General features: G+C 44.0%; 13 protein-coding genes and 1 pseudogene. 7 read left to right on the top strand and 7 right to left on the bottom strand.

The window, feature by feature from the left end; genetic code table 11:
* Positions 1–221 precede the first annotated feature (221 nt).
* Positions 222–1475 carry a transposase gene (locus QUB12_RS21745; RefSeq protein WP_333056613.1) on the bottom strand — a complete coding sequence of 418 codons (1254 nt, stop codon included), beginning with the start codon at positions 1473–1475 and terminating at the stop codon, positions 222–224.
* A gap of 1043 nt (positions 1476–2518) precedes the next feature.
* On the opposite strand from QUB12_RS21745, the gene bchB reads away from it, so the two are divergent.
* The 4 genes from bchB (at position 2519) to QUB12_RS21765 (ending at position 5732) form a co-directional block, all read left to right on the top strand.
* Positions 2519–4045 (top strand): ferredoxin:protochlorophyllide reductase (ATP-dependent) subunit B, encoded by a 1527-nt coding sequence (bchB, locus tag QUB12_RS21750; protein ID WP_242723164.1) that lies wholly within the window; start codon positions 2519–2521, stop codon positions 4043–4045.
* A gap of 72 nt (positions 4046–4117) precedes the next feature.
* On the top strand, positions 4118–4912 hold the full coding sequence (locus QUB12_RS21755) for a DUF1963 domain-containing protein (RefSeq protein WP_333308374.1): 795 nt from the start codon (positions 4118–4120) through the stop codon (positions 4910–4912).
* 165 nt (positions 4913–5077) lie between these two features.
* Entirely contained in the window at positions 5078–5557 is a 480-nt protein-coding gene (locus QUB12_RS21760) for a DUF2188 domain-containing protein (RefSeq protein ID WP_333144257.1), read from the top strand.
* On the top strand, positions 5550–5732 hold the full coding sequence (locus QUB12_RS21765; protein ID WP_333308376.1) for a hypothetical protein: 183 nt from the start codon (positions 5550–5552) through the stop codon (positions 5730–5732). The genes QUB12_RS21760 and QUB12_RS21765 overlap by 8 nt, the downstream gene beginning before the upstream one ends.
* A gap of 3 nt (positions 5733–5735) precedes the next feature.
* Here the strand turns inward: QUB12_RS21765 and QUB12_RS21770 are convergent, their stop codons facing one another.
* The 3 genes from QUB12_RS21770 to QUB12_RS21780 all read right to left on the bottom strand — a co-directional run bounded on the left by QUB12_RS21770 (position 5736) and on the right by QUB12_RS21780 (position 7663).
* On the bottom strand, positions 5736–5969 hold the full coding sequence (locus QUB12_RS21770; protein ID WP_333144255.1) for a hypothetical protein: 234 nt from the start codon (positions 5967–5969) through the stop codon (positions 5736–5738).
* Positions 5970–6272: 303 nt separating this feature from the next.
* On the bottom strand, positions 6273–6890 hold the full coding sequence (locus QUB12_RS21775; protein WP_333144254.1) for a Uma2 family endonuclease: 618 nt from the start codon (positions 6888–6890) through the stop codon (positions 6273–6275).
* 143 nt (positions 6891–7033) lie between these two features.
* Complete coding sequence (locus QUB12_RS21780) at positions 7034–7663, bottom strand: Uma2 family endonuclease (RefSeq protein ID WP_333144253.1); 630 nt, start codon at positions 7661–7663, stop codon at positions 7034–7036.
* 575 nt (positions 7664–8238) lie between these two features.
* Between QUB12_RS21780 and QUB12_RS21785 the strand changes: the two genes are divergently transcribed.
* On the top strand, positions 8239–8445 hold the full coding sequence (locus tag QUB12_RS21785) for a ribbon-helix-helix domain-containing protein (protein WP_333108327.1): 207 nt from the start codon (positions 8239–8241) through the stop codon (positions 8443–8445).
* Positions 8446–8894: 449 nt separating this feature from the next.
* Complete coding sequence (locus tag QUB12_RS21790; protein WP_333144251.1) at positions 8895–9353, top strand: hypothetical protein; 459 nt, start codon at positions 8895–8897, stop codon at positions 9351–9353.
* 395 nt (positions 9354–9748) lie between these two features.
* On the opposite strand, the pseudogene QUB12_RS21795 reads toward QUB12_RS21790, so the two are convergent.
* From QUB12_RS21795 to QUB12_RS21805, 3 genes and pseudogenes are all read right to left on the bottom strand, one after another.
* Positions 9749–9883: pseudogene (locus QUB12_RS21795) on the bottom strand (Mo-dependent nitrogenase C-terminal domain-containing protein); the annotation flags it as partial.
* Between the two features lie 120 nt (positions 9884–10003).
* Entirely contained in the window at positions 10004–10840 is an 837-nt protein-coding gene (locus QUB12_RS21800) for an SGNH/GDSL hydrolase family protein (RefSeq protein WP_333300832.1), read from the bottom strand.
* Positions 10841–11540: 700 nt separating this feature from the next.
* Positions 11541–11918: a Mo-dependent nitrogenase C-terminal domain-containing protein gene (locus QUB12_RS21805; RefSeq protein WP_333144249.1), complete on the bottom strand. Its 378-nt coding sequence runs from the start codon at positions 11916–11918 to the stop codon at positions 11541–11543.
* 469 nt (positions 11919–12387) lie between these two features.
* Between QUB12_RS21805 and QUB12_RS21810 the strand changes: the two genes are divergently transcribed.
* Positions 12388–12978, top strand: coding sequence for a rhomboid family intramembrane serine protease (locus QUB12_RS21810; protein ID WP_333144248.1), 591 nt, complete (start codon positions 12388–12390; stop codon positions 12976–12978).
* The last annotated feature ends 14 nt before the right edge of the window (positions 12979–12992 follow it).

Raw genomic sequence — 12992 nt, forward strand, 5'->3', positions numbered from 1 at the left:
TCCAAGCAATCGCTTGACTTTAGTGGAGCGTCACCACATCTCGTGAAAATACGCAAGTGCTGAAAGATTTATTTTTTCCGGCGATCGGGCACGAATTTGGGGTGCTTCAAAACAACGGCCGATGCAAATCTTAACTATAATTGGCGACCGAGGCGCGGAGGGAGTTAAGTGTTGCTTCGGAAGCTGCAAGTTCCTTCAGTTCTATCTATTTTGACCATCGATTAACAATAGTGACATACTCCTACACCAACACAAGCTGTCACCATTGGTGTAGGCTTCTCAGTGACTCCAGCTATTGCTTCGGACATTGACTGAGCTTTAAGCACGGGATGACCCACCGCCCTATTTTTGATTCCTATTGCTGCATTATGATCGCGGTCTAGACTACACCCACAGTGAGGGCAGTCATGCCAACGAATATGCAGCTTTTTTGGTACTTTTTCGCCACAACTAGAGCAATCTTGTGAAGTATTGTAGGCACTTACTGGGATTACCAACACACCAGCATTTACGGCTTTATTTGTTAGAATCGACAGAAAGCTTGACCACCCAGCATCCAACACAGATTTAGCTAATTTTGTACGAGCCAGTCCTTTAATATTCAAATTTTCAACCGCAACAACATCATATTTTTTCAACAGCTCGTTAGCCGTCTTAAAATGAAAGTCTTTACGCTTCTCTGCTACTTTCTTGTGACATTTTCCCAGTTGCTTAACTGCTTTCTGTCTCCGGTTGCTACCTTTTTTACGACGCGATACTCGCTTCTGAATAGTTCGCAGACGTTTCCCGGCTTTGCGGTAATGTTGAGGAATTGCAACTGTTTCGCCCTCAGAGGTTGTCAAGAAATTCTTTAGCCCAACATCAATTCCAGTAATCTTTTGAGGATTAAAATCTGGTTTAATCGTAGGAACTGTTGAATCTTCTAGGGAGAGCGTAAGATAGTACCCATCAGCCTTTTTAGTGATAGAGACGGTTTTGATTTTGAATCCATTAGGTATGGAACGGTGTAAAACAACCTTAACTTTTCCAAGCATCGGCAAGTTAATTAAGTTATTTTGTAAACAACCGTCTTTAACTTGAGGATAAGTGAACGTGCGATAACGACTGCGTGGTTTAAATCTCGGTCTGCCACTACGCTTTCCGTTGCTATCACCTTTTAGGAAACGATCAAAAGATACCTTAACTCGCTTAACTACATCTTGAAGAACTTGAGAGTAAATCTCAGCATACCAAGGATGAGTTTTCTTGAGTTGAGGTAACGTTTTTTTCTGACTGTAATATTCGGGATTATCCCGCAGTTCGGGTAAATGGCAAACTAGCGGACACGCATTGATGGGAGAACGGTTTTGCTCGTACCAATTGAATCTATCAGCCAACAAGTAATTGTATTGAGCCCATAGCATCGACAGCCATCTGTCGATTTCAATGGCTTGTAACTTTGTTGGACGTAATCGATATTGGTAAGAGCTTCTCATTCCTTTGGCGTGGTCGGTACATATCAATTAGTGTTACTGTACCAGAATACTTTATTTACTGTCAAGTGCATGAGTAAAGTATATTGAAGTACAAAATAGACTCGTTAAACAAAGAGTTTGTTTGTTTCGTCATCCACCCGTCTAGCAATTCAAAACATAGTTTTGAATTGCTAGACGGGTGGAATCCTCACCTCACGCGCCTTTCATCCCACACTAATCGAAGCGATATAGTGCGGGGATTCCCGTCTGTTTAGCTAACTGACCGAAAGCATCTAGGATACAAGCCCCCGGCTTCATGGGTGGAGAAATAAAAAACCTGTATCCGATAAAGGAACCCCCGAATTTATCCGTGGGGTCAGTCGATTTTAGATTTTAGATTTTAGATTTTAGATTTACCCCACAGATAAATCTGGGAGCTTGAACTAGGGTCTACAATTTTTATCTTTCCACGACTCCTGTACGTGGCAGCGTATCCGTTTTTGGGCTGGGTCAAGGCTTCAATTCTTTAATCTTTAATCGAAAATCTCAAATCGCGCAATCGATTGACCGAAAGCATCCAGGAGACAAGCCCCCGAATTCATTCCTTCGCAGACTCAGGACCCAGAAATAAAAAACCTGTATCCGATGAAACTTGCCCCCCCAATTTATCCGTGGGGTCAATGCTTCAATTCTTTAATCTAAAATCTAAAATCTAAAATCTAAAATCGATTGACCGTTTGAGCAGAGTAAATTTCACAAAAAATGCAGAATTATTGCAACTTGTCTGGTACACGGCAGCGAACCCTACATTAATCAAATTTGCCTAACTCTTAAGAAAATTTTAGGAAAGATTAAGAATTATTGCCATAAAACCCAGGTAAATTTGTTTGAATTGCGAGTCAAATGCCAAGCAGGCAAAGCGTTTGAGCATTTCCCAAATGTGTAAATCCTCAGAAACTTAGTATTTCTCAAGGATTCATCCGGTGAGAAAATCAGAAACAACCTTAAAATTTAGCAGTAATCGCCCGATCGGGCAATTCTCAACCAGCACCAGGAAAAAAACTATGAAATTGGCTTATTGGATGTACGCAGGCCCAGCCCACATCGGCACCTTGCGCGTCGCCACTTCCTTCAAAAACGTCCATGCAATCATGCACGCACCGATTGGAGACGACTATTTCAACGTCATGCGTTCCATGCTGGAGAGGGAACGGGATTTCACCCCGGTGACTACCAGCGTCGTTGACAGACACGTACTGGCGCGGGGTTCGCAAGAACGGGTGGTGGACAACATCACCCGCAAAGACAGAGAAGAACACCCAGATTTAATCGTGCTCACCCCGACTTGCACCTCCAGCATTCTGCAAGAAGACTTGGAAAACTTCGTGGAACGAGCTCAATTGGATGCTAAAGGCGATGTATTGCTGGCGGATGTTAACCATTACCGCGTCAACGAACTGCAAGCAGCCGATCGCACTTTGGATCAAATCGTCCAATTTTACATTAACAAAGCCCGCAAAAAAGGCGATTTAGTAGAAGCCAAAAGCGAAAAACCATCTGTCAACATTATCGGTATGTCTACCCTGGGTTTCCACAACCAGCACGACTGCACCGAGTTGAAACGTTTGATGGCAGATTTGGGCATTGAAGTCAACGAAGTTATTCCCGAAGGTGCTTCGGTTCACAACTTAAAAAGACTGCCCCGCGCTTGGTTTAACTTGGTTCCTTATCGGGAATTGGGGATGATGACCGGGGAGTATTTGCAAAAAGAATTCGGTACGCCGATGGTGGATATTACGCCGATGGGTGTGGTAGAAACTGCGCGCTGTATCCGCAAGATTCAGCAAGTTTTGAATGCTCAAGGTGCGGATGTTGATTACGAAAATTTTATTGACCAACAAACGCGGTTTGTGTCGCAGGCTGCTTGGTTTTCGCGATCGATCGACTGCCAAAACTTAACGGGCAAAAAAGCCGTCGTATTTGGCGATAATACGCACGCTGCGGCGATGACGAAGATTTTGGCTCGCGAGATGGGAATCCACGTTGTGTGGGCTGGAACATACTGCAAACACGACGCTGACTGGTTCCGGGAACAGGTAAGCGAGTATTGCGATGAAGTGCTCGTCACGGACGATCACGGGGCGATCGGGGATGCGATCGCCAAAGCGGAACCTTCGGCAATTTTCGGCACCCAAATGGAACGCCACGTAGGTAAGCGGTTGGATATTCCCTGCGGCGTAATTGCTGCACCGATTCACGTCCAAAATTTCCCGATCGGCTACAAGCCATTTTTGGGTTATGAAGGCACGAATCAGTGCGTAGATTTGGTGTACAATTCCTTCACTTTGGGAATGGAAGACCACTTGCTGGAAATCTTCGGCGGCCACGATACCAAGGAAGTGATTACGAAGGGTATTTCGGCTGATTCTGATATGGGTTGGACGAAGGATGGACAGGCAGAATTGAACAAAATCCCTGGTTTTGTGCGGGGTAAGGTGAAGCGGAATACTGAGAAGTTTGCGCGCGATCGGGGGATTGATAAGATTACCGTTGAGGTGCTTTACGCAGCCAAGGAATCTGTCGGCGCTTAATGATTTGTTGGGCGGGCAAATGCCCGCCTTGCAAAGTTTTGTTTGGGATTTAACATAAGTTGCGATTGGTTTATGAACTACAAACTTGATGTGCCGCTATCTCCCAAACTAGAAAAGTATCGCGATCGAATCGAATCAACTATCAAACCCTATATTGAAATTACAATTGAAAATAGCTCACCCGCGAACTGGTGGCAAAGTAAATTTGGCGGATTGCCCTATTTACCTAAAGGATTCGAGTATCCTAAAACCCCTGATGGCAATTGGTTTTTTTTGCTGGCCCAAATCAACTTTTCTGAAGTACCGCATCTTGAAGGTTTTCCCGATCGAGGAATTTTGCAGTTTTATCTTCCAGATGATGAACTATATGGCTTATCTTTAGACTCGGGTGAAGATATTTTTAATATTTTATATTTTCCTGAACCAGATCTCAACCTTGATAATATCATCACCAATTATGATTTTTTGCCCAAATTTGAACGCGGGCCTATTTGGGGAAGTTGCAGTGTGCAATTTACTAAAAAGTATGCGCCAATTACCGATTGCGACGATGGGTTTACAAAATTTTTAGGAGAAAAATTTTATGAATTATTTAGAGAAGACGAGGAAGTTTGGGAGAATTATCTAAATCTATGTGCTCCTCACGGTCATAAAATTGGTGGCTATCATGATTCTTTTCAATCAAACGATCCTAGACCAGATTGCGAAAGCGATCCGTATACCCTTTTATTTCAAATGGATACCGATGGAAATGAGGTAATAGATATTATGTGGGGCGATGGTGGCGTAGGTAACTTTTTTGTCAAAGAATCAGCATTACAAAAATTGGATTTTAGCGATGTTATCTACGAGTGGGATTGCGGTTGATTGAGGGTAAAAAATGGTATTTTGAGAGTTCTGGTATGGTGCGTCGCTATAAGATTTTCGATTGAGTTCGGAGATGTTAGATAGCGACGCACCCTACGGTATCTATGATGGATTTATCACAACAGCTTACCTGAGAAAACAGCCATCATCAAATAAGCGAATTATATGGATAAAACAGTAAAGATTCTCGAAGATTCCACAACTATTACGGGTTTCTACGATAAAGAAGCGGATGTTCTATATCTCTCGCTGGGAGAACCGCGCGAAGCTGTAGCTGTGGACATTAGCGATGGCGCGATCGCCCGCTATCATGAGGATAGTGAAACTATTGTCGGCATTACTTTAATTGGGTTGCGCCAGCGGGTATTGAAGGAATTGAACCGCAAACTGCACGTAACACCTCATCCCAATGGGTGGGCGGTGACAGAGGAAAATGTAGAGTCAAGTCAAAAGGTATTTCCCACTCAGGAAGCAGCGTTTAAATATGCAGTGGGTTCTGCAAAAGCTCAATGGCTTGATGTGGTAATTCACGGTGAAAATGGAGAAGTTCAGGAAACGATCAATCCAGCCATAGATGCGCTGTTGCAGCGTAGAAAGCGGCGGGAGTTTGAGTCCGGGAAACATGAATGTTTAGATAGTGTTTAGAGGCAGGGAAATAAAAGTGCGATCGCCCACGACAAAATTTGCTATAATAATTAAAAATCGTCGCGAACAAATTGCTAGAAATGCTAGAGAAACCCTAACCGCGTTCAAAGCCGGGAATGCCAAGCGCGGTACTCTAGAACAATTGAAAGCTGATTTACTTGGTAATTACGAATGAAAGCTATTCAGTTTTTACTGATGATGCTTTGACGACTAAAACTCCACCAACATAATGAACTTCGCACTCTTCATCCATATTTGCTGGTTTGCTGTTGCCAGTTTCCTCGCGTGGTGAAGATACTTCCTGCTTCCTCCGTTGCCATAACAAAAAATCAGCAAAGTTGAGGATTTCTTGCAGTTCGATTTCAGAGAAATTTTTCAGTTTGTCAACAATTTGTTCTTGAATAGGTATCACGGCTATTTTTTCCTTGCTTAACACTACCGCTAGATTCAGTTTATACTAATTCTCAAAACTCATGCAACAGTAGCTGTAGGGTGCGTCGCCACCTGCCAATCCTAAAAAAGAGCGACAATCTCCAAGCGACGCACCTTACCTGAAGCGTGAGCGTAAACAAACCAAAAACTCATAATTGTTGCAAGAGTTTGGAGAATTGGTATTAACACCAGGCATGAGCGATCGCCCTTTTCAAACCAAGTACGCGTGCGAAGCTATCCCGTTCGCGAAGCGTTCCCCGTAGGGTAGGGTAGGGAATCGCTCTCACTCCTCATTTTGACTATCTTCTTGCTCAACTTGCTCAAAACTCACTTTCTTATAAATAGCAGATAGAGGAACTTCTAGCTGAAAGGAATTAAACACTAATGCCGTATCTTCCTCATCATACTCGCTATACAACCATCTTTTATTCTCGGTCTTAGAATACTGCTCGATTTTGATTTTTGTTTGGTCAATCAGAATGTATTCTCGAAAAGAAGGAATAGTTTTGTAAAATGTAAACTTGTCAACTCGATCGTAGTTTTTAGTAGACTTTGATAAAACTTCCACAATAACTTGAGGGTTGGTAATCGTGTCTGTGCGATTGTTGCGGTACTCAGGTAGCCCAAAAATTACCATTACATCGGGATAAGTGTACAGTCGCACTTTTGGTATCCACAGACGCACGTCACCGATGAAGACATCATACTCTTGTTCTGGAAGAGCGAAATTTAAAGCAATGTAAACGTTTCCTGCGATCCGATTGTGATTCGTAGATCCGCCTGTCATAGGAATAATTTCGCCGTCGAGATATTCGCTTTTGTACTCTGCTGTTTCTTCCAGTGCTAAATATTGCTCTTCTGTGCAGTAACGTTGCTCGGTTGTTTGCAAAGTGCCTGTCATGTTGATGTTCTCCCGCAAGGATGTTGAACAAATATTTCTTTTGAGTACGCGCGTGCGAAGCTATCCCGTTCGCGAAGCGTTCCCGCAGGGTAGGGAATCGCTCACTTAAATGATAACCCGCATTTCCAAGAAAGCGATCGCCCTTATTCCTCCCCGCTTTCTTCTGGCTCATTTTCCGCCTCAAAATCCACCTTCTCATAGACATCAGCCAGCGCTACTTCAACTTGAAAGAAATTCAAAACTAGCGCCGCATCCTCCTCATCGTACTGACTATACGACCACCGCTTGTTTGCCAACTTACAATACTGTTCTACATAAACCTGAGATTGGTCAATCAGAATATACTCTTGAAATGTCGGCAGCGTTTGATAAAACTTAAACTTATCGCTGCGATCGTAAGCTTTCGTAGATTTCGATAAAACTTCCACAATCACTTGAGGATTCATCACCGTATCCTGGCGATTATTGAAATACTCAGGTGTCCCCGGAATTACCATCACATCGGGATAAGTATAAGTTCGCTTTTTCGGCAGCCACAGACGCACGTCGCCGAAAAACACTCTATAGTCCTGTTTTTTGAGGCCAAGACTTAATGCGATATAAATATTTCCAGCGATTTGATTGTGATTCGTAGTTCCACCTGTCATAGGAATAATTACTCCGTCGCGATATTCACTTTTATACTCTGCTGCTTCTTCCAGGGCTAGATATTCTTCGGGAGTGAAGTAGCGCTGTGCTGTTGGCTGTTCTGTTGCTTGTAGAATAGCTGTCACGGTTTTTTTCCCAACTCAATTGATATTTTGCGTCCAGTTTAACATTGCCCGAAAGTAGAGGCGGGCTCTCCTGCCCAACCCCTACACCCCACAACAAAAACCATTCTTTGGGGAACAGGCCGGAAAGCCTGTTTTTGATAAGATTCCAACATCTACGATCGCCCTCTTTCAACTAAGGGCGATCGCACGCTTATCAACTCGCAACCAAAATTAATCGATTGGATCGAAAACTAAGGTCAATCGAGCCGCGGGAAGCAGTTGTTGGAGAACTCGCAAATGACCCTCTGCATCTGACCAACTGCGAAAGCGACCGATAACGACCCTTTGTAGATTTGGAAGCAAACGAACCACGATCCACGGCTTGAGACGTTTCTCATACGGCATAATAGGTGTATCTCCTTGTTAATTGGAGCCATAGCCAGTCCTGAGCCCTCGGAAAGCATCGGACTGGCTTTTGACTGAGCCTTGATGGGATTAGAGGAATTGTAACATAATAAGCCCAAATATGTGTCAGTAGATTTTTAAGAATAGGGTAACAACACGATCGGGAGCGTAAGCTTGTACCATTAAGAGCGTTGGCAAACAAACAAACATTTACATTGAGCAAGCGCGTTCACGTTACCTTTCCTGATTACGTATATGAAGCTTTGGATCGATGGGCTGACAAGCAAGGCAGATCCACGGCTAACCTGATAGCCTTTCTCGTGGAAACGGCTTTATTGGAAGCCCAACAAAGGGGAGAAGTACCCTCTGGGCCTGAAGATCCCAAAAGCGACACGTAAACAGTTCCCTCGTGGGTTACGGGGGCGTGTCGCGCGATCGCACTTATCGAAATTGATGAAAACTAGCATCAGCGCCCGCAGTTGGCGCCCAATATTTAAAATCATTCTCTGCTTTGTCCTCGCGATCGCCTGTTAGTGCATAAGTCCTATCAGCAATCGAAAGTGCCAGTTATTTAATTGTCCGCCGGCTACTCAGTTGCAGGGAAACTCCCATAAAAATATCATTCTCAGTAACCAGCTTTCGACTATACATTCAATCCTATTGTGGGGCGGGCTTCTAGCCTGCCCCTAAAAGCTTATTGAGAATAGTGCCATCTCTCAGGGGAAACGGAAATTGCATCCCAGGATTTCCTCCTTGAGGCCAATTGTGAAAACTGTACTGTTCGCTCGCCCTCATCAATCCAACTTACCTAGATTAGACGCATCAACATATTTTAAAGGAATGACTTATGAACTTCACAGCAAGACTCACACAAACCAGCTTACTCGGTTTAATGCTATTTGCCAGCAATCCAGCGGCAACCTTAGCTTTAGGACAATCGAACACAAGCACTGCACCAACAGCGTCTCGCACTCAGTCTCCGATTGAAACCATACAAATAGCTAATGTATCCACTCCCCAAAAACAGGTTAGAGATTTTTGTGCTCGCAAAAGACAGACACTGGCAAACTATTTCGAGACCAGCAACTTTCGGATTTATCTGTGCTATAACCACGCCAATCAACTATATTACTACGGCGTTAAAAAGAGTAACGGCAGCACAATCGCCCTGCGTGCTCGTACTGAAGAGGGGACTGGTTACGTGGCCACAAATGGTGCCTACGATTACATCGTTACAGGAGCTAGCCTTAGTATTTATAACAAAGGCAAACGCATTCTCGAACAACGAGTGATTCGCTCCCTTTAGTATTTAAATGCGATCGGGCTTTAGAGCCCCGACTTTTTCAAAAAGCCGGGGCTCTAACAGAATATCTGGCTTGTCTGCTGAGGCAGACGAAAGTTTGTCTAATTTAACCTCGATCTCAAATGACCGGCGCTTCGCCACATTTGAGTTTGAGGTTAATATCGTTTCCGGTTGCATCGGAATAATAAAATCGAGTCAACAGTTAACACTCAACCATTCAGTTTTTCGACTCACAGTCAACAGTCAACAGTCAACAGTCAACAGTCAACAATAATTCCGGTGCAACCGGAATTGATATAACAGGTTTCAACCGCCGAATAATCTCAAAATAAAAAAAACCTCCCCAACAAGGAGAAGGGAGGGTGAAATGACAGTGAGAAACTTAAGTTTTTGCAGAATTAACAATAAGGAGTTACATCTTCGCCGCACTCGTCAGCCAAATAACACAAAGCTCGAAAGCGCAGCCCAACCACTTGCTCGTAAAGCGGATTTAACTTGCACAGTGGCGGAATGGATAATAAAGTGCGATCGCCCACGAGAGAAATTTCTACAATATCAGATGAGCCAATCTTGCTCTCATGCAAAAAATCATGTCAACCTCTACTCCAAGGGAGCATCCCGGTCTTGTGGCGCCCGTCGAGCCTTAAAATGGTTTACCGAAGCGTCCCCAATCCAGATTTAATCATCCCGCTCTCCTGCACAATTGCGGATGCTGCTTCCCCCAAAATTTTGTGTGCGGCAGTCGTCGGATGAATGCCGTCCCAAAACAAAAATCGATCGGGACTACCACAAACACCTCCACCCGATAAACACGCACTCGTCACATTAGTCAAGCCATATTTAGCCGGGTTTGCGATCGCTTCCCGATAAAGCGCATTAGCATCCAGAGTCGCAATCTTTAAGTCAGAATGCTGTTGACTTAATACCTTAACTGTTCGCCTCAAACCCTGATTGTGTGCTTGTGTTAATGCAGTCAGCCTTGCAGAATTAGCGCCTGTTCGCGTCGCCGGTAACTGCCCCAAATCTGGTAAATTTGCCAGCAGGATATTTTTGGCACCCACATCAGCAAGAGACGCGATCGCCCTCCCCACATTTTCAACGGGAACATTCGCATTATTTACCCCCTGCAAATAGTCATTTGCACCCGCCCACAGTACATACAGCGCATGAGGATTTGCCTGTTTTTGGGATTTAGTCCATGACTGAACTTGAGCTAACACACCAGGGACAAGGCTATTGCGATCGCTCCCCGTTGTTGCACCTCCATAGGCTAAATTAGTGACTCGTTCAGGCGGCAACTTTAGGCGATCGGCAAGATACTCTACCCAAACTTTACCATTCGAGTAACGCCCTTGAAAGTAAGTCGAACGAGGCGGATATTGACCCCCGCTCGATCGAAACACCATTCCCATATCCGAAAGGCTGTCCCCAAATACATATAGTTCATTGACAGCCTCAGAACTTTGAGCTGATAGGATGAGTGCAACCATAAAAGATAAAAGCGCAATAATTACGGCAAAAAACGTTTTTTTCAACACTTTGTATTAGTTATATTCTTGAAATATTTGATAAATTGTACCCGGTAATTACCGAGTTCGTGATTTTGACATTTAGTGTTAGTTATATTCTTGAAATCGCTTAAATATTTGCCCAAATTACTAATATATCAATTTTGTAAAAAATGTGGGGAGTAAACCTGAACTTTAATTGTGGGTTGCCCCACTCCACTGCTCAACCTACATAGATTGGTGATGTCCTTGACCAAGAATTTCAAAGGTGGTACCCGCCACGTGATTTATCCGTGGAACCAATCCAAAATCGAAAATCGAAAATCCTCAAGCCCCCGCATTTATCCCTGGGGTCGCCTCTAAAATCTAAAATCTAAAATCTAAAATCGATTGACACTTTTCTAATGGTATCTAGCTCATAGCGCTGTGGCGGGGGCAGAACCGTACATCTTTTGGGAGATTACCCAATAAAGTTACGCAAGAGGCGAACCACCAAAACCTCCCAAACAACTACCCTTGAGGTAAATATCAATAAAAAAAGAAGGGATTTAAAGCTGATTTACTCGACGATCAAGAAATTGAGCGCACTTTTTATCCCGGAAAGCCTGCACAAAACAAAAACCCTCCCCAACAAGGAGAAGGGAGGGTGAAAAGACAGTGAAAAATTTAAGTTTTTGCAGAATTAACAATAAGGAGTTACATCTTCGCCACACTCGTCCGCCAAATAACACAAAGCTCGAAAGCGCAGCCCAACCACTTGCTCGTAAAGCGGATTTAACTTGCACAGCGGCGGAATGGATAATAAAGTGCGATCGCCAATTTTGACTTCTCGCTCAAACGGACACTGGCTGGGAATAAACTTACACAGCAACCGAGCCAACTTTTGACTTTTAATTGCAGTGTTATCAAGCCATTGTTTTAGCGGATGCAAGGGGTCAAAGTGTGGATTTTGACCGTAAGGTTGAGAAATTGTAGCGACATTAACGGCGGTTTCTTGTTTGCCAAATCCTACCCAATGTGGCAGAGTTCGGTAGGAGACTGTATGCTCAAATACGTTCATTTTGCTCTCTTCCTCTTTTATAACGAGGTGCCAAGAACTCTCTGTAGAGCTTGTGCGATATTATCTACAATCAGTATCTACAGCATCTCGTTTTGCTTTACCGGATTGAACTTCTTAAATTTATGACTTAGGGCGAGAAAAGTAGTTCCTGATTTTTTAAAAGACGGTGTGCGCTCTAAAAAGTGTCCTCATTTCAAGCCCAACAATTGATTGATAGGGTAAAAATTCTGTCTTCTACGTTTTAGCTTCAACCTTCGGTTGACTCTCCTTTTGTAGTTCAATTACAATTGTGACGCATCCAGGTGAATTATCCTATACGTGAAAATGCGGAACTTTTAATAAAACTTATAATATTTCTAAATAAGCTCTGCTGCAAAAAACCCTGAAACCTTGACCCAACAATCTTTGCTCGCGATCGCCCAGAAACTCATACAATTAGAAATAATCGGTATCACCGCCCTCACCACCCATGAGCAACCCAGAAACCAAAGCTATCACCCGCGAATTGCAAAGCCACGCCGCCATTCTCGGCGGCTTCGTCTCCCTCCTCTGGATTATCGAAATTGTCGATGTATTCCTGTTCCGAGGCAGGCTGAATGCCTACGGAGTCCGCCCCCGCAGCCTCGACGGACTTCAAGGCATCCTGTTGATGCCTTTTCTGCATGGCAGTTTTGCTCACTTAGCCGCCAATACCCTCCCTTTTGTGACATTGGGTTGGTTGATAATGCTGCGAGAAATGAGCGACTTTTTTATTGTGAGTGCCGTCACTGTGCTAGTCAGCGGATTCGGAGTTTGGCTGACTGGCGCGCCTAATTCCGTTCACATTGGTGCCAGCGGATTAATCTTTGGTTACTTCGGCTTCTTGCTGCTACGGGGCTATTTTGAACGCAGCTTTACATCTATTTTGGTATCTTTAATTGTCGGTTTCTTCTACGGCAGTTTAATTTGGGGAGTTTTGCCGTCGCAGCCGGGAGTTTCCTGGCAAGCGCATTTCTTTGGCTTTGTCGGCGGCGTATTAACAGCTCAACTTTTGGGGCGGCAGAAACGGCGAATTAACTAGAATAAGACTGAGGC

Source organism: Microcoleus sp. B7-D4 (assembly GCF_036705125.1).
Lineage (GTDB): Bacteria > Cyanobacteriota > Cyanobacteriia > Cyanobacteriales > Microcoleaceae > Microcoleus.

Excerpts from the sequence above, each read along its gene's own strand:
- QUB12_RS21760 (WP_333144257.1), top strand. The coding sequence starts at position 5,078 with ATGGATAAAACAGTAAAGATTCTCGAAGATTCCACAACTATTACGGGT.
- bchB (WP_242723164.1), top strand. The coding sequence starts at position 2,519 with ATGAAATTGGCTTATTGGATGTACGCAGGCCCAGCCCACATCGGCACC.
- QUB12_RS21755 (WP_333308374.1), top strand. The coding sequence starts at position 4,118 with ATGAACTACAAACTTGATGTGCCGCTATCTCCCAAACTAGAAAAGTAT.
- QUB12_RS21800 (WP_333300832.1), bottom strand. The coding sequence starts at position 10,840 with ATGGTTGCACTCATCCTATCAGCTCAAAGTTCTGAGGCTGTCAATGAA.
- QUB12_RS21810 (WP_333144248.1), top strand. The coding sequence starts at position 12,388 with ATGAGCAACCCAGAAACCAAAGCTATCACCCGCGAATTGCAAAGCCAC.
- QUB12_RS21805 (WP_333144249.1), bottom strand. The coding sequence starts at position 11,918 with ATGAACGTATTTGAGCATACAGTCTCCTACCGAACTCTGCCACATTGG.
- QUB12_RS21745 (WP_333056613.1), bottom strand. The coding sequence starts at position 1,475 with ATGAGAAGCTCTTACCAATATCGATTACGTCCAACAAAGTTACAAGCC.
- QUB12_RS21775 (WP_333144254.1), bottom strand. The coding sequence starts at position 6,890 with ATGACAGGCACTTTGCAAACAACCGAGCAACGTTACTGCACAGAAGAG.
- QUB12_RS21790 (WP_333144251.1), top strand. The coding sequence starts at position 8,895 with ATGAACTTCACAGCAAGACTCACACAAACCAGCTTACTCGGTTTAATG.